The organism is Pseudomonas sp. URMO17WK12:I11 (genome assembly GCF_007677725.1).
In the GTDB taxonomy this organism is placed as follows: domain Bacteria; phylum Pseudomonadota; class Gammaproteobacteria; order Pseudomonadales; family Pseudomonadaceae; genus Aquipseudomonas.
The window spans coordinates 175,275-198,319 of sequence record NZ_VEDF01000005.1; the positions used below are offsets into that span (position 1 = coordinate 175,275).

At 63.0% G+C, this 23,045-nt stretch carries 16 protein-coding genes and 2 pseudogenes; 11 read left to right on the plus strand and 7 right to left on the minus strand.

What is annotated here, in order from left to right:
* Positions 1-76: 76 nt before the first annotated feature.
* Positions 77-937 (minus strand): pca regulon transcriptional regulator PcaR, encoded by an 861-nt coding sequence (pcaR, locus tag FS665_RS11860; protein WP_145188712.1) that lies wholly within the window; start codon positions 935-937, stop codon positions 77-79.
* Positions 938-1,392: 455 nt separating this feature from the next.
* On the opposite strand from pcaR, the gene FS665_RS11865 reads away from it, so the two are divergent.
* The gene (locus tag FS665_RS11865; protein WP_145188098.1) at positions 1,393-1,593 is read left to right on the plus strand and encodes a hypothetical protein; all 201 of its coding nucleotides are present in this window, start codon (positions 1,393-1,395) and stop codon (positions 1,591-1,593) included.
* A 313-nt stretch (positions 1,594-1,906) separates the two neighbouring features.
* The gene (locus tag FS665_RS11870; RefSeq protein WP_145188101.1) at positions 1,907-3,379 is read left to right on the plus strand and encodes an inorganic phosphate transporter; all 1,473 of its coding nucleotides are present in this window, start codon (positions 1,907-1,909) and stop codon (positions 3,377-3,379) included.
* Between the two features lie 90 nt (positions 3,380-3,469).
* Here FS665_RS11870 and FS665_RS11875 read toward each other — a convergent pair whose 3' ends face one another.
* Complete coding sequence (locus tag FS665_RS11875; RefSeq protein ID WP_145188103.1) at positions 3,470-4,942, minus strand: helicase HerA-like domain-containing protein; 1,473 nt, start codon at positions 4,940-4,942, stop codon at positions 3,470-3,472.
* Positions 4,943-5,248: 306 nt separating this feature from the next.
* On the opposite strand from FS665_RS11875, the pseudogene FS665_RS23915 reads away from it, so the two are divergent.
* The 5 genes and pseudogenes from FS665_RS23915 to FS665_RS11895 form a co-directional block, all read left to right on the plus strand.
* Positions 5,249-6,121: pseudogene (locus FS665_RS23915) on the plus strand (cache domain-containing protein); the annotation flags it as partial.
* Positions 6,122-6,382: 261 nt separating this feature from the next.
* Positions 6,383-6,979: pseudogene (locus FS665_RS23920) on the plus strand (methyl-accepting chemotaxis protein); the annotation flags it as partial.
* Between the two features lie 183 nt (positions 6,980-7,162).
* Entirely contained in the window at positions 7,163-8,284 is a 1,122-nt protein-coding gene (locus tag FS665_RS11885; protein WP_145188109.1) for a glycosyltransferase family 1 protein, read from the plus strand.
* Positions 8,277-9,041 (plus strand): DUF2334 domain-containing protein, encoded by a 765-nt coding sequence (locus tag FS665_RS11890; RefSeq protein ID WP_145188112.1) that lies wholly within the window; start codon positions 8,277-8,279, stop codon positions 9,039-9,041. The genes FS665_RS11885 and FS665_RS11890 overlap by 8 nt, the downstream gene beginning before the upstream one ends.
* The gene (locus FS665_RS11895; RefSeq protein WP_145188115.1) at positions 9,038-10,030 is read left to right on the plus strand and encodes a lysylphosphatidylglycerol synthase transmembrane domain-containing protein; all 993 of its coding nucleotides are present in this window, start codon (positions 9,038-9,040) and stop codon (positions 10,028-10,030) included. Before FS665_RS11890 ends, FS665_RS11895 begins: the two co-directional genes overlap by 4 nt.
* 166 nt (positions 10,031-10,196) lie before the next feature.
* On the opposite strand, the gene purU is transcribed toward FS665_RS11895, so the two are convergent.
* Positions 10,197-11,048, minus strand: a complete 852-nt coding sequence (gene purU, locus FS665_RS11905; protein WP_145188121.1) for a formyltetrahydrofolate deformylase — start codon at positions 11,046-11,048, stop codon at positions 10,197-10,199.
* 294 nt (positions 11,049-11,342) lie between these two features.
* On the opposite strand from purU, the gene mvaT reads away from it, so the two are divergent.
* Positions 11,343-11,720 carry a histone-like nucleoid-structuring protein MvaT gene (gene mvaT, locus FS665_RS11910; protein ID WP_145188124.1) on the plus strand — a complete coding sequence of 126 codons (378 nt, stop codon included), beginning with the start codon at positions 11,343-11,345 and terminating at the stop codon, positions 11,718-11,720.
* Positions 11,721-11,788: 68 nt separating this feature from the next.
* Here the strand turns inward: mvaT and sbcB are convergent, their stop codons facing one another.
* From sbcB to FS665_RS11925, 3 genes are all read right to left on the minus strand, one after another.
* Entirely contained in the window at positions 11,789-13,225 is a 1,437-nt protein-coding gene (gene sbcB / locus FS665_RS11915) for an exodeoxyribonuclease I (RefSeq protein ID WP_145188127.1), read from the minus strand.
* A 46-nt stretch (positions 13,226-13,271) separates the two neighbouring features.
* Positions 13,272-13,631 (minus strand): PilZ domain-containing protein, encoded by a 360-nt coding sequence (locus FS665_RS11920; RefSeq protein ID WP_145188132.1) that lies wholly within the window; start codon positions 13,629-13,631, stop codon positions 13,272-13,274.
* A 117-nt stretch (positions 13,632-13,748) separates the two neighbouring features.
* On the minus strand, positions 13,749-14,135 hold the full coding sequence (locus FS665_RS11925; RefSeq protein WP_145188135.1) for a tol-pal system YbgF family protein: 387 nt from the start codon (positions 14,133-14,135) through the stop codon (positions 13,749-13,751).
* Positions 14,136-14,392: 257 nt separating this feature from the next.
* Between FS665_RS11925 and pyk the strand changes: the two genes are divergently transcribed.
* Positions 14,393-15,847: a pyruvate kinase gene (gene pyk, locus FS665_RS11930; RefSeq protein ID WP_145188138.1), complete on the plus strand. Its 1,455-nt coding sequence runs from the start codon at positions 14,393-14,395 to the stop codon at positions 15,845-15,847.
* A gap of 53 nt (positions 15,848-15,900) precedes the next feature.
* Here the strand turns inward: pyk and FS665_RS11935 are convergent, their stop codons facing one another.
* Complete coding sequence (locus FS665_RS11935; protein WP_145188141.1) at positions 15,901-16,821, minus strand: iron-sulfur-binding ferredoxin reductase; 921 nt, start codon at positions 16,819-16,821, stop codon at positions 15,901-15,903.
* A 119-nt stretch (positions 16,822-16,940) separates the two neighbouring features.
* On the opposite strand from FS665_RS11935, the gene FS665_RS11940 reads away from it, so the two are divergent.
* Positions 16,941-17,873: a hypothetical protein gene (locus FS665_RS11940; protein WP_145188144.1), complete on the plus strand. Its 933-nt coding sequence runs from the start codon at positions 16,941-16,943 to the stop codon at positions 17,871-17,873.
* 60 nt (positions 17,874-17,933) lie between these two features.
* The gene (locus FS665_RS11945; protein WP_145188147.1) at positions 17,934-22,940 is read left to right on the plus strand and encodes an RHS repeat domain-containing protein; all 5,007 of its coding nucleotides are present in this window, start codon (positions 17,934-17,936) and stop codon (positions 22,938-22,940) included.
* Positions 22,941-23,045: the final 105 nt, after the last annotated feature.

Below are 23,045 nucleotides of genomic sequence, written 5' to 3' on the forward strand. Positions count from 1 at the left end.
CGCTGCGCAATTGAGCTCAAACGACACTGTGCGTTTATCGCACGCAATGCGCAGCACCCTGGCGATTGGCGCTCGTTCAGCCGAACAGCTGGTGACACAGGTCGCGACTGGCCGCCAGCAAGATCGGCAGGAAACGCTGTTCCAGTTCGCCGCGACTGACCCGGCCGACGTGGGTACTGACGTTCAGCGCGGCCAGTACCTGGCCGGAGGCGTCGTAGATGGGTACCGCAATCGAGCGCAAGCCTTGCTCCAGTTCCTGGTCGACCACGCACCAACCCTGCGCCCGTACCTGCTGAATACAGGCGAACAGCGAGTCGGCATCGTGCAGGGTACGACTGGTGCGCGCCTTGAGGTCGGCGCGGGCAAGGTATTCACGCAGGCTGGTGTCATCCATCGCCGCCAGCAGAATGCGGCCCATGGAAGTGCAATAAGCCGGCAGCCGCCCACCCACCGAAAGGTCCACCGAAATCAGGCGCTCGACCGTGGCCGAGCGGGCGATATAGAGGATGTCGTCGCCTTCGAGAGTGGCCATGTTGGCCGCCTCGTGCAGCTGATCGCTGATGCGGTCCAGATAAGGCTGCGCCGACACGGCAAGTGGCGTCGAGGACAAGTAGGCATGCCCGAGGGTCAGCACCTTGGGCAGCAACGAGTAGGTGCGCCCATCCGTCGTCGCGTAGCCCAGCTTGATCAAGGTATGCAGGCAGCGACGCACGGCAGCCCTGGGGATTTCCGTGCGATGGCTGATCTGGGCGATGGTCAGATGCCGTTTACGTTCCTGGAACGCCTGGATCACTGCCAGGCCTCGCGCCAGCGAGGTCATGAAGTCAGGGTCACCGGTGAAGGCCTGGATGCGTTTGGCCGGCGATGCCACGATGGGCGGTGCCAATGCCGGTGCGCTCAGGCGAGCTTCCTCGGGATGGGTGGCGTCCTCGGCCATGGTGTCGTCGCTCATCGCTTACCTCAAAATAAATCGCTGGCTCGTGCGATTATCGAACGAACGGCCGATAATCGCAATTGACCGCTGACAAATTTGCTTATACCTTTCCTCTGCCACATGTGGCTTCTTTGGAGAGACTGGTCAGGTACCCACCGTAGAAGTCTCAGGCAACGGCCTCGCCTCGTGCGGGGCCGTTTTATTTATACCGTGCTGCAATTGCATCGAACTCTCGCGCCGCCTGTTCGCTCTTATTTACAAGGCAGTTGTAAATGGACAACTTGTCGTTGGCCGCGAACAAAAGCCTGTTTGAACTATGTCCGCTTGCTATAATCGGTTTCGCTGGCCCGAATCGGCGCTACGCCGACCCACTCCTCAGGAACCGAAGTGCCAGCACCCGCTCGGCAAACAGAAGTTGCACGCGGGCTCCCATGTTTATCAACTATTCAGGTAACACTGTGACGAAAGAAGAACTGCGCGCTGAACTCGAGCGCCAGGCTGAACGTTACACGGAAGTTTACGGTGGCGAAGTCACCACCTATGCGGCGCAAACGGAACCCGAGCGCAAGCCTTGGCGCAAACGTGCCACTGTCCAGGACCAGGCCTTCAGCCAGGAGCTGGAAAAAATGGAAAAGGAACTGCGCAGCGAGCACCCTTGAACTGCCCGCTGCAACCTTGATGCGATCAGGCTGGGCGACGCGAAGGTGGCGATCTTTACCCAATCGGCGCTGATGAAATGGAATTACACAAATTTCATACAAGCGTTTGAACGGGCTCGCATGCTGCTTTTTACAGAAAAATTGCTTCCGTTTCCGATTTTTGCTGCCTTTTCGACGAATTTACACGCCCGGATACCTGCTTAAAAAAGGTTGATCCAGCGCACGCAGGGCTGCCATCGGTCAGTGGCGGGTGCATCGATTGCCAAGGTTTTCTGGCATAATCCCGCCCCCCTATGACCGCCAGACAACCTTCATGATCGATTTATTCAGCGGACTGGATGCCTGGGTGTTGGTGAGCTTGCTGCTCGCCTTGACCTTCGTGCTCGCCTTCGAGTTCATCAATGGCTTTCATGACACCGCCAACGCGGTAGCCACCGTCATCTATACCAAAGCCATGCCTCCACACCTGGCTGTGTTCTTCTCCGGGATCTTCAACTTCCTCGGCGTGCTGCTGGGCGGCGTGGGGGTGGCCTACGCCATCGTTCACCTGCTGCCGGTCGAGCTGCTGATCAATGTCAACACCGGTCACGGCCTGGCCATGGTCTTCTCGTTGCTGGCCGCCGCCATCACCTGGAACCTGGGCACCTGGTACTTCGGCATCCCGGCGTCGAGCTCGCACACGTTGATCGGCTCGATCCTCGGTGTAGGTCTGGCCAATGCCCTGATCAACGACATCCCCCTCGGTGACGGCGTCAACTGGCAAAAGGCGATCGACATCGCCATGTCGCTGGTGGTCTCGCCGATGGCTGGCTTCGCCGTTGCAGCACTGGTGTTGATCGGCCTGAAGTGGTGGCGCCCCCTGTCGAAGATGCACAAGACGCCGGAGCAGCGCCGCAAGCTCGACGACAAAAAACATCCACCGTTCTGGAACCGCCTGGTGCTGGTGATCTCGGCGATGGGCGTGAGCTTCGTGCATGGCTCCAACGATGGCCAGAAAGGTATCGGCCTGATCATGCTGGTGCTGATCGGTATCGTGCCCGCCAAGTTCGTGCTCGACCTCAACAGCACCACCTACCAGATCGAGCGTACCCGCGACGCCACTCTGCACATGAGCCAGTTCTACGAGCGCAATGCTGCCACCCTGGGTGAGTTCCTGGCCCTGGGCAAGGCCAAGTCGACCGACCTGCCGGAGCAGTTCAGCTGCAACCCGCAGCAGACCGAGCCGACCATCGCGGCCCTGCAGTCCTCGCTGCAAGGGGTGACCGACTACCACGCACTGGATACTGACAAGCGCGTCGAAGTACGCCGTTACCTGCTGTGCCTGGACGACACCGCGAAGAAAGTCGGCAAGCTGCCAGGCCTGGACGCCCGCGAAAAAGCCGACCTCGAGAAACTGCGCAAGGACTTGACCGCGACCACCGAATACGCGCCGTTCTGGGTCATCGTGGCCGTGGCCCTGGCCTTGGGCCTGGGCACCATGGTGGGCTGGAAGCGGGTGGTACTGACCGTCGGTGAGAAGATCGGCAAGCAGGGCATGACCTATGCCCAGGGCATGTCGGCACAGATCACCGCCGCCTGCGCTATCGGCATGGCCAACGTGTTCGCCCTGCCGGTGTCGACCACGCATGTACTGTCGTCCGGCGTAGCCGGCACCATGGTCGCCAACAAAAGCGGCCTGCAAGGCGGCACCGTGAAGACCATCCTGCTGGCCTGGGTGTTGACCCTGCCCGCTTCCATGGGCTTGGCTGCAGGCCTGTTCTGGCTGGCCTCCAAGGCCCTGGCCTGAGCGGTGACGCTGCGCTGAAAAGTGCGCTGTGGGAGTCGCCCAGCTGGGTCGACCCCCACAGTGAGCAGCACTAGCCCCAGGGCCTTGCGCTCATTTTCGCTTGCCGCCGAGCAACGACCCCAGCATCCCTCGCACCAACTGCCGCCCCAGCTGATTGGCAGCCTGGCGCACGGCAGACTTGATGGCCTGACCGGCTGCACCCTGCAGAAACTCTCCGGCCTTGTCGGCAAAACTTTCCTCTGCCTTGGGCACTGGCGCAGGCTCGACCGGCTCGCCTTTGCGCTGGGTCAACAGCTCATACGCCGACTCCCGGTCGACCGCCTGGTCATAGCGTCCGCGCAACGGCGAGCTCGCAATCAACGCCGCGCGCTCTGCGGCGCTCAACGGTCCGATGCGCGACTGCGGCGCTGCGATCAGCACGCGCTGCACCTGTGCCGGCGTGCCTTTATCCTCCAGCGTGCCGACCAGCGCCTCACCGATGCCTAGCTCAGTCAGCACCGTCAAGCTATCGAATGCAGGGTTGGCGCGCATGCCATCGGCCACGGCCCTGAGCGTTTTCTGCTCCTTCACGGTATAGGCGCGCAGGCCATGCTGGATGCGCAATCCCAGCTGCGCCAGTACGCTATCAGGCAGGTCGCCCGGTGACTGGGTGACGAAGAACACCCCTACCCCTTTCGAGCGGATCAGTCGCACCACCTGCTCGAGCCGATCCTGCAAGGCCTTGGGCGTGCCGTTGAACAACAGGTGCGCCTCATCGAAAAACAGCGCCAATACCGGTTTGTCGGCATCGCCGCGCTCAGGCAGTTGCTCGAACAGCTCGGCCAACAGCCACAACAGGAAGGTTGCGTAGACTTTGGGCGCCTCATGTACCAGGCGGCTGGCATCGAGCAGGTGAATGCGCCCGCGGCCGTCGCGGTCGGGCTGCAGCATGTCTTCAAGCTGTAGCGCTGGCTCGCCGAACAGCGCCTCGGCGCCTTGCTGCTCCAAGGTCGCCAGCCGGCGCAACAAGGCCTGCGTCGACGCCGTGGTGACCAGCGCACTGTCTTCACCGAGCAATTGCGGATGCTGCTTCAGGTGTGCCAGCAACGCCTTGAGATCTTTCAAGTCGAGCAGCAGCAGGCCTTCACGGTCGGCCACCTTGAACGCCGCATACAACGCGGCCTGCTGGCTGTCGGTCAACTCCAGGAGATTGCCCAGCAGCAGCGGGCCCATTTCGCTCAAGGTGGTGCGCAATGGGTGGCCCGATTGCCCGGCTACGTCCCAGAGGGTCAGCGGATAAGCGCGCGGCGCGTGTCCAAGCCAGGGCATGCCGGCGATACGCTCGGCGACCTTACCCTGGGGTGCGCCGGGCGCACCCAGGCCGCACAGGTCGCCCTTGATGTCGGCGGCAAACACCGCCACACCGGCATCGCTGAACTGTTCGGCCAGGTGTTGCAAGGTCACGGTCTTGCCCGTGCCAGTCGCCCCTGCGATCAAACCATGGCGATTGGCCAGGCGCATCGCCTGCTGTACCGGCTGACCGCTGGGATCGGCGCCTATAACTAAGGTGGAAGTTTCAGCCATCTGGATAATCCCCGCTCAAGCTTTGGCTTAATTCGGCCGATACCTGTGGGTGATATTCGCCTTAACCGACAGGAGCCACCGAAAAGGATATTCGGCAAGTTGCACTGTTGCGTGCCCGCGCGTGCGAACGCCCGATAAAAACCTTAGCGGAACGATTACGCCATGAACAAAAACCTGCGCTTCAGCCACAAGATTCTGTTGGCTGCGTCTCTGATCGTGATACTCGCCTTTAGCCTGTTCACGCTGTACAACGACTACCTTCAGCGTAATGCCATCCGCGAAGACCTGGAAAATTATCTGGCGGAGATGGGCGAATCGACGTCAACCAACATCCGCAACCTGTTCGACGGCCGGATCAAACTGGTGGAAAACCTGGCGCAGAACATCGCCCAGCAACCCGCCAGTGCCGAAACCCTGATGGGTCAGAATGCGCTGATTTCAAGCTTTCTCACCGTCTACCTGGGCAAGGTCGACGGCGGCTTCAGCGTGCGCCCGGATGCCAAGATGCCCGAAGGCTACGACCCGCGCACCCGCCCCTGGTACAAGGATGGCATGAATGCCCAGGGCGCAATCCTCACCGAGCCGTACATCGACCTGACCACCAACAAGATGGTCATCGGCATCCTCAGCAAGGTCGCCGCAAATGTCGGCGTGGTCGGTGGCGACCTGGCGCTCGACGGCCTGGTGCAGATCATCAATTCGCTGAACTTCGGCGGCATGGGCTATGCCTTCCTGGTCAACGACCAGGGCAAGATCCTCGTGCACCCGGAGCAGGACCTGGTGATGAAGTCGCTGTCAGACTTGTTCCCGCAAGGTACCCCCAAGCTGTCCGGTGAGCTGACCGAGGTCGATGCCAATGGCCAGGCCCGGCTGGTGACTTTCACGCCGATCAAGGGCTTGCCTGCGGCCAACTGGTACCTCGGCCTGTCGGTGGACAAGGGCAAGGCGTTCGCCATGCTCAGCACCTTCCGCACCTCGGCGGTGATCGCCACCGTGGTGGCGGTGGTGATCATCATCGGCCTGCTCGGCCTGCTGATTCGCGTGCTGATGCAACCGCTGCACACCATGACCCGGGCCATGGAAGACATCGCCGAAGGCGAAGGCGACTTGACCAAGCGCCTGACCATTCACAGCAACGACGAATTCGGCATCCTCGGCAAGGCCTTCAACCGCTTCGTCGAACGCATTCATGGCTCGATCCGTGAAGTGTCGTCGGCCACCGAGCAGGTCAACGAGGTAGCGCTGCGGGTCATCAGCGCGTCCAACTCGTCGATGAGCAATTCCGACGAGCAGTCCAACCGTACCAACAGTGTGGCCGCTGCCATCAACGAACTGGGCGCCGCAGCCCAGGAGATCGCCGGCAATGCCGCCCAGGCTTCGCAGCACGCCAGTTCCGCACGCCTGCTGGCTGAGGAAGGCCAGCAGGTGGTCGAGCGCAACATCGCCGCGATGAACCGGCTATCGGACCTGATCGTCAGCTCCAGTGCGCACATCGAGACGCTCAACAGCAAGACAGTGAACATCGGTCAGATTCTCGAAGTGATCACCAGCATCTCGCAACAGACCAACCTGCTGGCCCTCAATGCCGCCATCGAGGCGGCCCGAGCCGGTGAGGCGGGGCGTGGGTTTGCCGTGGTCGCTGACGAGGTACGCAACCTCGCCCATCGCACCCAGGAGTCGGCGCAGCAAGTGCAGACCATGATCGAAGAGTTGCAAGTCGGCGCGCGCGAGTCGGTGGACACCATGGGCCAGAGCCAGCGTCACAGCCAGGACAGCATGCAGATCGCCAATCAGGCCGGCGAACGTCTGGACAGCGTGACGCTGCGTATCGGTGAAATCGACGGCATGAACCAGTCGGTGGCGACCGCCACCGAAGAGCAGACCGCCGTGGTCGACTCGATCAACATGGACATCAACGAGATCAACATGCTCAACCAGGAAGGCGTGGAAAACCTGCAGGCGACCCTGCGCGCCTGCTCGGACCTGGAACAACAGGCCACCCGCCTCAAGCACCTGGTCGGCACCTTCCGCATCTGAGTGGCAAGCTGCAAGCTGCAAGTAAAAGCAAGACGGCGATCGCCCGGAGCTTTTGACTTGTAGCTTGCAGCTGCCCTCCCCCAATCCGACCGAACAAACTCCCCTGTCGCAAGGTCAATCTTTAGGCGCGTCACCGCCGGCTCATTGCAGCCGTATGACAGACTCGAAGACGATCCCGGAGGGATGCTGATCGTGCACATCGCTGACATCACCATGTTCTACGCCCCAGCCAGTGGCGGCGTGCGGACTTACCTTGATGCCAAACACCATCGCCTCGATGCCATTGCGGACGTACGCCACAGTTTGCTGATACCCGGCGCCAGCGCCACCCATGCCGATGGTATCTATCACGTCCCGGCACCACCCCTGCCCTTCGGCAAAGGCTACCGATTTCCGGTGCGCCTGGCGCCGTGGTGCAATGTATTGCGCAACCTCAAGCCCGACCTGATCGAGGTCGGTGACCCCTACCTCACCGCCTGGGCGGCGCTCGAAGCACGGCGCCAGCTGGACGTGCCGGTCATCGGCTTCTATCACTCCGATCTACCGCTGTTGGTGAGCAACCGCATGGGCAACTGGTTCACCCCCAATGTTGAAGCCTACGTCAGCAAGTTGTACGGCAACTTCGACCGAGTGCTGGCACCCAGCACCGTGATGGCCGACAAGCTGCGCCGCCTCGGCGTGCGCGAAGTGCACGTGCAGCCCCTGGGCGTCGATCTGGAAACCTTCAACCCCGAGCGGCGCGACCCGCATGTGCGCGCCGAACTGGGCATTGCCGACACCGCGCGCCTGCTGATCTATGCCGGGCGTGGCTCACGGGAAAAGAACCTGCCCGTGCTGCTCGACTGCATGCGTCACCTCGGGCGACCTTACCACCTGTTATTGGTAGGCTCGAACATGCCGGCCAACGTGCCGGACAACGTCACGGTCATCGACCAGTTCAGGCCTCCTCAGGAAGTCGCCCGGCTGATGGCCAGCGCCGACCTGCTGGTACACGCGGGAGATCAGGAAACCTTTGGTTTGGTGATTCTCGAAGCGATGGCCAGCGCCACGCCGGTGGTCGCCGTCAAGGCCGGGGCGTTTGGCGAGATCGTCAATGACAACTGCGGGCGCCTGTGCCGGCCCAATGACGCCCACGCCATGGCCATGGCCGTGCGCGAGGTGTTCGAGGCCGGCGTGCGCAAGCTGGGCGCCCAGGCGCGTCGGCATGTCGAGCAGCACTATTCGTGGGACAGCGTCGTGACCGGCCTGCTGCATCACTACCACGCCGTGGTCGGCCATCAACCACAGGTACGCGCCCATGGCTGATTCACTCACCCACCCAGGCAGCGTCATGCTGGTGCTTCACGACGTCGCCCCGGAAACCTGGCCGGACTACGAGCCTTTCGTGCAGGCGGTGGACGAAATGGGCCATGTACCGATGACCTGGCTGGTGGTTCCGGACTTTCATCACCGCAACCCGCTAGGCCAGTCGCCGTCGTTCTGCCGCCTGCTCGAACGGCGCCTGGCCAAGGGCGATGAGCTCGCCTTGCACGGTTTCTTCCACGCTGACGACGGACCGGCACCGCGCGGCATCAGCGATTTCTTCATGCGGCGCATCTATACCCACGAAGGCGAGTTCTATGCCCTCGATCAGGCGCAGGCCATGCAGCGACTGGAGCAGGGCCTGGCAGTGTTCGAGCGCCAGGGCTGGCCGGTGGCAGGCTTCGTCGCCCCGGCCTGGCTGATGAGCCAGGGTACACGGCAGGCCCTGAGCCAACTGCCGCTGCGCTACACCAGCACGCCGCAGCACCTGTATCGATTGCCGGATTTCACCGCATACGACGCCCCAGGCTTGGTCTGGAGTGCCCGCAGCGCCTGGCGCCGCGGTCTGTCCAAGGTGCTTTGCGATTGGCAGTGCCAACGCTGGCGCACAGCCGATACCCTGCGCCTGGGCCTGCACCCGGTGGACATGCGCCACCGTTCTTCGCGCGACTATTGGCTCAATACCCTGGATGACCTGCTGCTGCAAGGCCGCGAACCGCTGACCAAATCAACCTGGCTGGAGCGCCAGGTGGCGGCATGAATCGCTGGGGCTGGCTGGGCCTGGCACTGCTTGGGGCCGTGCTGGTACCGGCATGGCTTGGCGGCAGCGAGCTGCTGCCCAGACTCAAGACCTTCGACCCAGAGCTGCTGCTGGGTCTGCTGGGCATGATCGTCCTGTGCTGGGTCATCAACGCCATGCGCTTGCGCTTGCTGCTGGGTCAGCACGGCGCACGATTGGGCGTCCTGCGCAGCGTCGGCGTCATCATGGCCACCGAGTTCGCGATCTGCACTACCCCCGGCGGGAGCGGCGGTCCGGTAACCCTCATGGCCTTGCTGGCACGCAATCACATCGGAGCGGCGCGCAGTGGTGCGGTATTTGCCATGGATCAGCTCAATGACCTGCTGTTCTTCTTCTGCGCGATGCTGGCGATTTCCGGCTATGCGCTGTTCCATAGCCTGGGTCGCAGTCAGGAAAGCATGCTGCTGGGCAGCGCGCTGTTGCTCTGTGCGGCGCTGGCGCTGGTGGTGGTGTTGCTGCGCTATCGACGCGCGGTGTTGCGTTTCAATGGGCGCCTGTTGCGACGCTTGGGTGTGACGCCGCAGCGCCGTCGACGCTGGGCGCGCAAGGTACTTCATTTCATCGATGCGCTGGCGCAGACCTGGCAGTTGCCCAAACGCACGCTGGCGCTGGTCTTCAGCCTTACCTGCGTGCATTGGAGCCTGCGTTTCAGCGTGCTGTACCTGGTGCTGCAGGGACTGGGCGCGCAGCTGTCGTGGATCCCCAGCTTTCTGGTGCAGATGCTGTCGCTCAGTGCCGGGCAATTCAGTCTGCTACCCGGCGGAGCCGGCGCCGCCGAGCTGACCTCGGCGAGCCTGTTATCGCCCATGGTGGGCAGTTCGACCGCAGCAGCGGCAATCGTGATCTGGCGGGCGATTACCTACTACTTTTATCTGCTGGCGGGCGGACCGGTATTCGTCTGCCTGCTGGCGCGCCCGTTGCTGGAGCGCTGGCGCCGTCAGGCGGGTTGAGCTGGCGCCAGAGTTCGGCGGCACCGGGGAATTCGGTGCCGTCGTCGTCATCCAGGGCATCGGGGTCGTAACGTGCCAGGCAGCCCTCACCCAGGGTGGGCGGCGCCGAGGCGGCAGGGTTGTTGCGCTTAGCCATGATCCCCCCCCGAGCACTGAAGCTGCGCTGTCAGTCGAATACCACGGTCTTGTTGCCGTGCACCAGCACCCGATCCTCCAGGTGATAGCGCAAGCCACGGGCCAGCACCATCTTCTCTACGTCACGACCGAAGCGCACCATGTCTTCGATGCTGTCGGCATGATTCACCCGCACCACATCCTGCTCGATGATCGGCCCGGCATCGAGCTCTTCGGTCACGTAGTGGCAGGTCGCGCCGATCAGCTTCACCCCGCGCAGGGCCGCCTGGTGATAGGGCTTGGCGCCAACGAACGACGGCAGGAAGCTGTGGTGGATGTTGATGACCTTCTCGGCGTAGTCCTGGCACAACTGGGGCGGCAGGATCTGCATGTAGCGCGCAAGCACCACGACATCTGCAGCATGCTCCTGGACCAGGCGCGACACTTCGGCGAAGGCAGGCGCCTTGTCCTTGGGGTCGACCGGCACATGGAAGAACGGAATGCCATGCCACTCGACCATGCTGCGCAGATCGTTGTGGTTGGAAATCACGCAGGGAATGTCGCAATCGAGCTCGTCGGTATGCCAGCGGTGCAGCAGGTCGGCCAGGCAGTGCGATTCGCGGCTGGCCATCAGCACGACGCGTTTTTTCTGCGCCGAGTCGGTGATGCGCCAGGTCATGGAGAATTCTTCGGCGATCGGCGCGAAGGCTTCACGGAAAGCCTCGATACCGAACGGCAGCGATTCGGCACGGATTTCATGGCGCATGAAGAACCAACCGCTCTGCTGATCGGAGTGGTGGCTGGCTTCGGTGATCCAGCCATTGTACAAGGCCAGGAAATTACTGACTTTCGCCACGATGCCGACACGGTCGGGGCAAGCGATCACCAGACGATAGGTGCGCATGAATTAAGACTCCAGAACTTCGCAAAGGCGCACATTCTAGCGGCACGTCCAGAAAAACGCAGTAAGCAATGCGCCGGCCGCCGGCGTCTGGGTACGTCCCGGTGGCGCTGGCGGCTGGTCGCAGGGGCGTCGAGGCGAGCATTAACTAATCGCGACTATGTAAAAATTTCTTAATCTAGAGATATTTTGTCACAGGGTTAATGACAAGTAAGCGAGGATTATTATGTTTACTTGCGAGTATCGCCTGTCTATTATTGGACCACACATTTCTGAACACGCATTAAGGAACACTTCATGTCCCTGATCAACGAGTACCGCGCTACCGAAGAAGCCATCAAGGAACTTCAAGCTCGCCTGGCCAACCTGTCCCAGGATGACAAGCTGAAGAAAGAACTGGAGTTCGAAGGCAAACTGCGCGCACTGATGGGCGAATACTCCAAATCGCTGCGCGACGTGATCGCCCTGCTCGACCCAGAAGCGAAAATGAGCAAGGCACCCCGCGGTGCGGTGAAACCAACCGCCACCAAGCGTGCACGCAAGGTCAAGCAATACAAGAATCCGCACAACGGTGAAGTGATCGAAACCAAAGGCGGCAACCACAAGACCCTGAAAGAATGGAAAGCCAAGTGGGGCGGTGATGTGGTTGAAAGCTGGGCCAGCCTGCTGGACTGATCGTCCACACACCGGCGCGGTATATTCAAACAAGAACGCCAGCATTCGCTGGCGTTTTTTGTGGACGATCAACAGGTGATAGCAAAGTGCTGTTGAAGATGGCGGGCATGCACTTGCCACGCCTGCAACACCTTGCGCCCGGCCTCGTCTGCCGTGGCCCAGGCGCTCAGGCATGCCTGCTCGAAGTCGCCCAGGGTAGTTGGCGCACCCCACTGTGGATCGCTCAGGCGCCGTTGGCAGAAGCTGTACCAACGCAGGCTTTCCTCGCTGTCGAGGGTATCGGGAAAGTTGCGGGCACGGTAACGGAACAATAATTCAGGCAAGCGTGGATCATCGAACATCCAATGGCCATGACCCAACTGTGCCGGATCCAGGCTACGGACTTGTTCGCACAGGCGCCGGTCGCGCTCGCCAATGAAGCCTTCATACAACTGCTGTTCAGGGTCCTCGTTCGTGGCGAAATCTTCCTTGCCATAGATATGTTCGAGCTTGTCCTGCCAGACCGCTTGTTGAGTGCCAAGTGCTTCAGCGCGGGTTTGCAACGAGGCTAGATCGATGCCCAGGCGTTGCTGATCGATCGGGCGCACTACCGACAAAGGCGCGACCACCGGGCAGCGATTGATGTGTACCAACTTCAGGGGCACCGGTAGTTGTCCATCAGACAAATCTTCACGCCGAGTGTACAAGCGCTGACGCAGATCCTCAGCACTTTCCCGCAATAACGGTAGGGTTTCCTGATGCAAATCACAGACTATCAGGGCATTGCGATTGTGTGGGTGCCATGCCAATGGCAAGACTACGCCCACGTAATTGCGCGCTGCTGAAAAGCGCCCAGATATATGCACCAGTGGCTGCAACAGACGGATCTGCTCCATCACCTTGTGCTTGCTGCGCAGCTGAAATAACCAGTCGAACAACTTTGGCTGTTTCTGCTTGATCAGGCGCGCCAGGGCGATGGTCGCCCGTACGTCGGATAACGCCTCGTGGGCATGCCCATGGTCGATGCCGTTGGCTTTGCTGAGCAGCTCCAGGCGCAGGCTGGTGCGACCGTCCTGTTGCGGCCAGACGATTCCTTCAGGGCGCAGCGCATAGGCCGTGCGTACCACGTCTATCAGATCCCAACGGCTGTTCCCGCCCTGCCATTCACGGCCGTAGGGGTCGAAGAAGTTGCGGTACAAGCTATAGCGCGTCACTTCATCATCGAAGCGCAGGGTGTTGTAGCCGGCACCACAGGTGCCGGGACGTGCCAACTGTTCGTGAATGCGGGTCATGAACTCTGCTTCGCCCAAGCCTTCACTGGCCAGTTGCTCGGGGGTGATGCCGGTGACCAGGCAGGCGGCAGGATGCGGCAGAATGTCGTCGGAGGGGCGGCAATAGAGATTGACCGGCGCCTCGACTTCATTGAGCTCATGGTCGGTGCGCACACCGGCGACCTGCAGCGGTCGATCGCATCGTGGGTTGATGCCGGTGGTTTCGTAGTCGTGCCAGAAAATGCTGGAAGTCACGGGGTCGTCCTGTTGCAAGATCGACCCGATTCTAACGGAGCCTGGCTCAGGCGGAAGCGTTGGCCGGGCGGAAACTGAAATAGTCGCGCAGGTTGCGCACGAATTCATCGTACTCAGGCGGCGCCTGGAGCAGCATGAACCCGGAATCGTAATGACCGGGTGTCTGGTCTTCGCGACACCACAGGCAACTGGCGGTCAGGTTGATGAACTGAAACCCGCCGCCGGCCAACGGCACGCGCAGTTGCAGCTCGAAGTCCGGCCCAACCAGCACCGGCAGTGAGCTGATCAGCATCATGCCGTCTTCGGAGGCATTGCCGAGCTGCCCGATCAACTGATCGGTGAAGCGGTTGTAGACCTTGAGTACACAAGGCAACTGATGACGTTCGATGTGGCGCTGAGTGAACATAATGACAAGACAGTCCTGGTACCAGGAATGCAAGGTACTGGCGGTGAGTGTTACAACTGATTTACAGATTAGCCCAGCACGCTGGGCAAATCCCGTGAATTTAGCGATACCTTGGTGTTAACGCCAAGGGGCAGTGCTGATCGGCTTGGCCACGGCCGCCTCGGTGCTGCGGTAATGACCGAGTCGCTCCAAGGTTTGCAGGCGCGCCTTGGCCCGGTAGGCATACTCATTGCCCGGATAATTGAGGATCATGTACTCATAGGTCTGCGCGGCATCGACATAGAGTTTCTCTCGCTCCAGGCACTGGCCCCGCAGCAGGGACACCTCCGGATGAATGAACGGCCGCGCTCGGCTGGTACGGTCGACCTGCGACAGTTCGAGCATGACGCGCTGGCAATCGCCCCGGTCATAGGCACGGTAGGCATTGTTCAGGTGGTGGTCCATGGACCAGCGGGTGCAGCCGCCAGCGCTGAGCGCGAGGGCAATGATGATCAAGGCACGCATGGGTATCTCCTTTGCTAGCCAGTCTATCGGCCGCTGGCGCCAAGACTGAAGCTGCTGGCTGCAAGCTGCAAGCTGCGAGCTGCAAGAAAAAGCCCGCAAGGCCACTGCCGTTGCTCGCTTGTGCTTTTTGCCTTTGCTTGTGCTCGCAGCTTGCAGCCGCCGCCCAAGGGGGCCCCGCCGCGGTAGTGCAACGGAACAATGACTACAGGCCAATTGAGGAGTAGCCTTTCGCTGCGCTTCACTATAGGAGTCTGTGCATGAGCATCCGCCGTACCAAAATCGTCGCCACCCTTGGCCCCGCCAGCAACTCGCCGGAAGTGATCGAACAGCTGATCCTCGCTGGCCTGGACGTGGCACGCCTGAACTTCTCCCACGGCACGCCGGACGAGCACAAAGCCCGTGCCCGCCTGATCCGTGACATCGCCGCCAAGAACGGCCGCCATGTCGCGCTGCTGGGCGACCTGCAGGGTCCGAAGATCCGCATCGCCAAGTTCGCCAACAAGCGCATCGAATTGAAAATCGGCGACAAGTTCACCTTCTCCACCGCCCATCCGCTGACCGAAGGCAACCAGGATATCGTCGGTATCGACTATCCAGACCTGGTCAAGGACTGCGGCGTGGGTGACGAACTGCTGCTCGACGACGGGCGTGTCGTCATGCGCGTCGAAACCGCCACCGCCGATGCCCTGCATTGCGTGGTGATCATCGGCGGTCCGCTGTCGGACCACAAAGGCATCAACCGCAAAGGCGGTGGCCTGACTGCGCCGGCGCTGACCGAAAAAGACAAGGCCGACATCAAGCTGGCCGCAGAGATGGACCTGGACTACCTGGCCGTGTCTTTCCCGCGGGACGCCAGCGACATGGAATACGCGCGCAAGCTGCGTGACGAATCGGGCGGCAACGCCTGGCTGGTGGCCAAGATCGAACGTGCCGAGGCCGTTGCCGACGACGAAACCCTGGACAAGCTGATCGCCGCCTCCGATGCTGTGATGGTTGCCCGTGGTGACCTGGGCGTAGAAATCGGCGACGCCGAGCTGATCGCCATCCAGAAGAAAATCATCCAGCATGCGCGCCGCAACAACAAGGCGGTGATCGTCGCGACGCAGATGATGGAGTCGATGATTCAGAACCCGATGCCGACCCGCGCCGAGGTGTCCGACGTGGCCAACGCCGTGCTGGACAACACCGATGCGGTGATGCTGTCGGCCGAGAGTGCTGCCGGTTCCTACCCGATCGAAGCGGTCCAGGCCATGGCCCGCATCTGCCTGGGCGCCGAGAAGCACCCGACCAGCCAGAAGTCCAGCCACCGCCTGCACACCACGTTCGAGCGCTGCGACGAGAGCATTGCCCTGGCGGCGATCTACACCGCCAACCACTTCCCCGGCGTCAAGGCGATCATCGCGCTGACCGAGAGTGGCTATACCCCGCTGATCATGTCGCGCCTGCGCTCGCACGTGCCGATCTTCGCGCTGTCGCCACACCGCGCGACCCAGGCACGCGCCAACATGTTCCGCGGGGTTTACCCCATCGCCTTCGACCCGGCATCCAAGCCTGCCGACAAAGTCAGTCAGGCGGCGGTAGACGAGCTGCTGCAGCGCGGTCTGGTGCAACAAGGTGACTGGGTGATCCTGACCAAAGGTGACAGCTACCACACCATCGGCGGCACCAACGGCATGAAGATCCTGCACGTCGGCGATCCGCTGGTCGGCTGATCCGCTGTCGCGGTAACAGCCCGCGTCTACAGCGTAGGCGCGGGCTTGCCGGTTCAAGCGTGTTCGACGAACACGTCCGCAAACACCTGCCCTCGCGGCAGGCCCGCCATGAACAAGCGCCGGGCGAAGCGCTCGACGGTTGCCGGTGCCCCGCACAGCAACGCCACCGTTTGCCGCGATGACGGGCGCAACCGTGCCAGCGCCTGTTCCAGCTGCGCGGCTGGCACCAGTTCGACCTCCACCCCTTCCAGCTCCCGCAACGCCTGGGCCAGGTAATGCCCAGCGTCGTCCGCCGCGACATGCACCAGCCGGATTGCACCTTCATGCCCCTGCCGCAATGCTTCGCGCACGATGCCCCACAACGGTGCCAGGCCCGTGCCCGCTGCCAGCAACCACAGCGGCCGCGCCTGCCACTGCGGGTCGTAGTGCAGCGCGCCGCCGCGGAGCTCGCCCAAGCGTAGTTCGTCGCCAATTCGCAGCCTGCGAACCAGGGTGCAAAAGGCGCCGGGCCGCCGGCAGTCGATATGAAACTCCAACCACTCATCCTCGCCCGGCAAGCTGGCCAGGGAATAAGGGCGGGCCACGCTGCCTGACCACAGCACCACATGTTGCCCAGCTTGATAGCGCAGCAGTCGCCCAGGCGCCAGCCGCATACGCAGCACCTCACCCAGCCACTCCAGCGCGACGACCCGCGCCGGTATCCCATCCTGCTGCGGGTCGAACACTGCAACCTGCAGGTCTTCGACCACTCGGCACTGGCACGCCAGGCGCCAGCCCAGGGCGTGCTTGTCCAGCGCCAAAGCCTCAGGCAGCGCGTCGACAGGCTGCCCGCTCAGGCACTGCACCAGGCACGCATGGCAACTGCCGGCACGGCAACTGTAGGGCACGTGGTGCCCAGCCTCGTTCAGGGCATCGAGCAAATTGCGGCCGGTCGGCACCGTCCAGCGCCGCTCGCCCACGGTGATATCAGGCATCAACCCTCCTCTGCATGGCGGGGTATCGGATTCGATGGGGCGCAGGGCCTCAATTATTCACCGACAGCCCCAGCCTGCGCATCCTTTAAATAGCGGGCTTTCTTGCAAGAGGCATGCGCATGAGCAGCTCACAACCGTATCTGTGGCTTCGACGCTTGCGGGTCGATGTCACCTCGCCCTCCAACCGCGTTTTCGCCAATGGCCAGCAACAGGTCGAAGTGACCGTGACGGTCGAGCCGCGCGAAGGCCACAGCCTTAGCCAACAACAGCTGGATTCGATCAGCCTGGTGCAGTTTGACGACAACGGGCAGTTGCAGCCGCTGGACTTTGCCCTGTTCGCCGACGACCAGCGCGATACGCGCTTCGATTACCAGCCGGCCAGCCATCACCCGCCCAGTACCTTGCCAGGCATTACCGATGCCACGCGCAGGCGGCGCTTCTATATAAGCTCGACACGTCCAGGTGGCAGCATCGACACCGTTTACGCCAGCATCTGGCTGCCGGACGGCAGCCGCGCGGTCAGCAACCAAGGCTTTTTCAGGTCATCGGTGAGCGTCGAATCGCTCCCGCCGCTGCGCCTGGGCAAGGAGCATTTCCAATTGCAACGCGACGATGTGGCAGCCGAGCCACTGGAGGGTGGGCACTTCGACCTCGACTTGTACACCCTGGGCTTCAAGGACCCGAATCAGCGGATCATCGAAAGCCGCTGCTACGGCACCGCCAGCGGCGTCGAGTACTACGAAGGTTACGTCGACAGCCGCCCGGCCCTGCAATTCGGCGGCCCCTACAGAGCGGACAGTTTCTTCCACTACGCCTTTGCCGTGGGCCCAGCGTTCGTCTGGCAGGCCTACGGGGAAAAGGTTGGCATCAATCAGACGGCGGGCACGATGAATGTCGTGCGCGTGCAAAACGTCGATTACGACAAACCCGGCTACCCCCAGATACGCCGCCCTAGCCGCTGGGGTCTGGTGGACCAACAGGGCAACGAACACCTCATCGAGCTATTGCCCGCCGCCAATGGCAGCCTGATCGATTTTCGCATCGGCCACTGACCTGCATGGCCAGCGCGATGCGTCGCTGGCCAACGCCTACCGACTACCGCGAGCGACCCTATGCCCACTGCCACGCTGCACACCCAAGCGCACAATTTTCCCGAGCGGTTCAACACCGCAGTCGATCCGCGCACTGGCCAGTTCACCCTGTCACTGACCCTGCCCCTGGCCCCCGGCAACCAACTGCGCGGGCCGACGCTGTCGCCGTGCCTGTCGTTCAGCACCCTGGACTCGCTGGTCGATCACGGCTTTGGCCATGGCTGGAAGCTGAACCTGTCGCACGTCGATTTGGACCCCGAACATGCCGTGCTGCGTCTGACCAGCGGTGAGCAGTTCGCCCTCGACCCGACGGCCAGCGACCTCGACGGCCAAATGCCGTGGCAGCTGCGCGATCACAAGCTCGACAACCTGCGCCTGCAGCGCCAGGCCGACGGTCGCCTGCGCCTGGACTACAAGAGCGGAGAATGCGAGCTGCTGCGCCAGCACGCCGGCACTGCCCGCTACCTGTTGGACGAGGTGCATTCGCCCCTGGGCGACAGGCTGTTCCTGGACTGGATCGCCCTGGCCGACGGCCCGCCACAACTTGCCGCAGTACGTGACGAACAGCGCACCCTGCTCGCCCTGCAACGCCGCGCCGGTGAACTCGAGCTGATGCTGAACCCAGGCACCTCGCAGGCCAGCAACGTCACCCTGCGCCTGAGCAACGAGCGCCTGACCGAGCTGCAGTTACCCGGCGCCGCCAGGCCGGTGCGCATCGAATACGATGAAGTCCCGCTCGCCGATGGACGCTGCCTGCTGCTGCCCAGCCACTGCACCAGCCCGCTGGGGGCACGCGACACCGTCCACTGGGCCGAAGGCGCGCACGGGCATCAACTACCGCCAGGCGCGCCCCTGGCTACCCTGCCGCGTGTCAGCGGCTGGACCCATTCGTGCGGCGTGCCCGGGGCCGACCGCCACCACCAATACGATTGGCTGGGCCAGCGCAATTTCCTCGGCTACGCCAGCGGCCAGGTCGTCGAATGGCAGCCGGGCCGCGACAACCTTTACCAGGCCCCGGGCGATTATCGCTACCAGGTCACTGAAACCATCAGTGACGATCACGGCGAGCCGTTGGCCTGCATCACCCGCGTGTGGAACCGCTTTCACCTGCTGGTCGAGCAACGTTGCCGCCAAGGCAGCTGCGAAGTGCGCGAGCGAACCGTCTACGGCGACGATCCGAGTGCCAGTTGGGAGAAGCAGCCGTCAGACTGCCAGTTACCCAAAGAGCACGTGACCCAGTTCATCGAGCATGCCGCAACCGTGCGTGAACGCAGCGAACGCACCTGCTATGGCTATGATGCAGCGGGCAACCTGCTGCAGGTCGATTACCCCAGCGGCCTGCAGGTGCGTCACACCTATCATCCAGCACACGGCAACGCCGACTGCCCGGCCGATCCGTTGGGCTGGGTGCGCCATCGGGCGTCATCGACCGTGATTCCAGCACCGTCTGCGCATCCGGCCCCTGTGCTGCGCGAACAATACCGTTATCAACGCCTGGAATCGTCGCTCGCAGGCGCGCCAGCCCATGTCCTGCTGACCTGCCAGGAGACCTTCGACGACAGCGTCGGCAGCCTGCTCAAGCGCATCGATACCACCTACGAGCAAACCCCCGGAGCGTTCTACGGCCGGCGACAGCGCCAGGTTTTCAGTATCGGCGCAAAAGCTACTACCCACCTTCACACCTACCGCAACGAAGACGCGACGCTGGTCAGCGAAACGGCAGTGATCGGCTTCGAAAACGACGCCGTCAACCGCACCGTCTCCCGTGTCGCCCACTGCCAGATCACCGGTCTGCTCGCCTGGGAGCGCAGCGTCAACGGCGCCTGCACGCAGTTTTTTCACGACCCGGCAGGCCGCCTGATCCGCACCGTGATGGCCGCCGGCAGCAGCCAGCAGCATGAACACCAGGTGCGCTACCACCTGGGCGACCCTGCCGCACGTGCCGCTGCCCGCGCCGGCAGCTGGCTGGTCAACCTGGTGGAACAGGTCGATGTCAGTGGCCGCCGGCAACGCCAATGGCTCGATGGCGACGGGCGCACGCTGCGGGTGGAGCTCGAAGACATCGACCACGGCCCTGGGGTGTTTCGTGAAGTCGCCGTGAATCGGTTCGATGCACTGGGCCGGCCAATCAGCCAGACCCAGCTCGACTGGTTCGCGCACGCAGACGCCGCGGCGTCGTTGCGCCTGCACAGCACCCTGGCGTACGACGGCTGGGGCAACGTCTGCCGGCAGACCAGCCCTGAAGGGATCGACAGCCATATCCGTCACGACCCGATTGCACGACGCCGCGAGCAGTGGCAGTCGGTGGGCGACCTGACCGGGCCGCTGCAGGTCGAGCGGGTCGACGCCGCAGCGAGCGTGATCGAACGGCACTGGCTCGACAGCAACAGGCGCCTGGTGCGCACCGTGCAGCTCGAACGCGATGGCCTGGGGCGCATCGTCACCCAGCGCCTGCTATGCGCGGGCACTGAGCACAGCGCGTTGCAGCTGCGCCACGATGCCTTTTCGCGCCTGGTCGAGCAGCACTTGAGCGACGGCACTCGCCTGCACTGGCGTTATGCAACGCACAGCGATGGCCACCATCCTGAAAGCCTGCGCCTGCACGCAGCCGGCGCGGCGGCTGCCGTCAGCCTGGGCAGCCAAGTGTTCGACGGCCTGGGCCGTCAGCGCGCGGTCACGGTGGCCGGCCAGACCACCCAATACCTCTATCGGCCAGGCCTGCTGCCACCGGCTGCGAACATCCTGGCCAACGGCAAGCGCGTGGACTACCGCTATGACCCGGACCTGGACAACGCCCTGATCGGCGTAGCCGCCGACGACGAGCCGCTGCAGCAACTGACCTATCATCCGACCTTCGGCGTGCCTGTCCAGGTCAGCACCGGCCATGGGCAGCAACGCTGGCAGTTCAGCCAGAGCGGCCTGCTCCAGTGCGAAACCTGGGCGGTAGAGGACCAGACCCACAGCAGCCACTGGACGCATTCCCTCAGAGGCCTGCCGCTGAGCCTGCGCGACGCCGCCGGGGTGCAGCACATACGCAGTTACGATGCCTGTGGGCGTCTGAGCAGCGTCCAGGTCGGCGACGTGCACACCGCGCTGACCTATGACGTCTTTGGCCGACTGGCTACCCAGACCACGCTGGAGCGCGCCAGCGCACGCCAGTTGGTCTGTGAGCATGAATACGATGCGATGGGGCGCCCGCAGCAGCTGCGCTTCGTGTTCACGCAGGTTGACGAGCGCAGCGAAGCCACCCAGACCCTGCGCTACAACGACCTCGACCAACTGGTCTGGCGGCGCTGGCAAAGCCAGGAAAGTACCGGCGAAGAGCGCTTTGACTACGATCTGCGCGGGCGTCTGGTCCACTACAGCGCCGATGCCGAGGTCGCGCCCCTCGATGCCAAGGGCAACGCTATCGTCGAGCAGCGCTTCGTGTTCAATCCGCTCAATGGCTTCGAACGGGTCACCAGCCGTTTTGTCGATGCCAGCGAAGACATCGCCACCTTCGATTACGCACCCAACAATCCGGCCCAGCTCGTGCGCATCTGCCATACCCACGCCAGCTGGCCGGCAAGCATCGACCTGCGCTACGACGCCTGCGGCCGGTTGATCGCCGATAGCCTCGGTCGCCGCCTGGATTGGGATGCCCACGGCCGTCTGGAGCGTGTTGAGAAAGACGGCGCAGCTTGCCTGTACCGCTACCATGCCAACGGCCAAGTGTATGCGCGGACCTTTGCCGGCGGCGTGATACGCAGTTTCTACGCGGGTGGCCAGTTGACCCATGAACGGCACGGCGAGCAGGTATTGAGCGTTGCCAGCGATGGCCGGGCGCTGCACGCGCTGGCTGCAGTGGACAGGCCTGACAGCCACGCGGCCCTGCTCGGCCAGGACCACCAAGGCAGCCTACGCTTGCACGCTGCGCAAGCGCTGCAGCAGCTGCGCTATTGCCCCCACGGCAGCAACGCCGATGAGCCGCGCCCGGCCTGGGGCTTCAGCGGCAACCGCCGTGAGCCGCCATTCGACTGGTACCTGCCCGCTGGATATCGGCCGTACGATCCGCTGCTGATGATGTTTCTGAGTCCAGACAGCGAAAGCCCCTTCGGCGCAGGCGGCATCAACCCTTACGCTTACTGCGCCGGTGACCCGATCAACCGCGTCGATCCCGATGGTCATAACTGGGTAGCCTGGACCGTGGCCGGCCTGGGCCTGGCCATGGGCGCCCTGGCGACATTGGCCAGCGCCGGCACAGCTGCCCCGGCGCTGTGGGGCGTGCTAAGCGCAGGCCTGGGGACGCTCACCAGCAGTGGCATGCTCGCGATCGGCAGCGCCTCGCTGGCAGCCCTGTCGCTGGGCACAGGCATCGCCAGCATGGCCCTGCAAGGGCCGCGCTGCGATACCCGGGCAGCCGAGGTGCTGGGTTGGGTAGCGCTGGGTAGCGGGCTGGCCGGCTCGGCCTTGAGCCTGGCGCCGCTGCTGGGCCAACTGCTGCCAAGAGTCTCGGCCAGGGCACTGCGGGTCGCGCCGAGCAGCCACCAACCGTCACCGGTCAAGTTCGTGCGCGGCTATGCCGATGTGCTGTACGGCGAAGGCCTCGAGAATGACGTGGCATTTCATCGCAATGTCTGGGGCCAGGGCTATACCGCCTTCGAAACCCACGGTTCAGCCTCAGGCAAGCTGATGAACGCCCAGGGCCAGATGGAAAATGCCAGGCGCATCGCCCTGCGTGAGATCGCCCCTCGGCAACTCCAGCTCGGCACTCCGGCCAACCAACCCATGGTCCTGCTGGCCTGCTTCGGCGGGCGCAGTGGCGCCGCGCAGCAGCTGGCCGATGTGCTGCAGCGCCCAGTGTATGGGTATGACAACGTCATCTACGTGGTGCGCGCCAGCTTCATGCGTAACCTGGACAGCGCCGGCGGCTTCAATATTCCGCTGCAGCGCGTGCCCTGGTGGCGCCGCGCCAACGCTGGTCCAGACCCGAACCCGAGCATGCCGGGCTTCGAAATCGCCTCAGGTCGCACCTACTACCCGCAATAAACCGGCCATCGCCCCTGCGCGTTTTCGACCATGGTCCAGACCACGCGCAGGTGTTTCGCGCACGGAGGCGCGCTATACTGCCGCGCCCTTTTGCGCCGGCCAGCC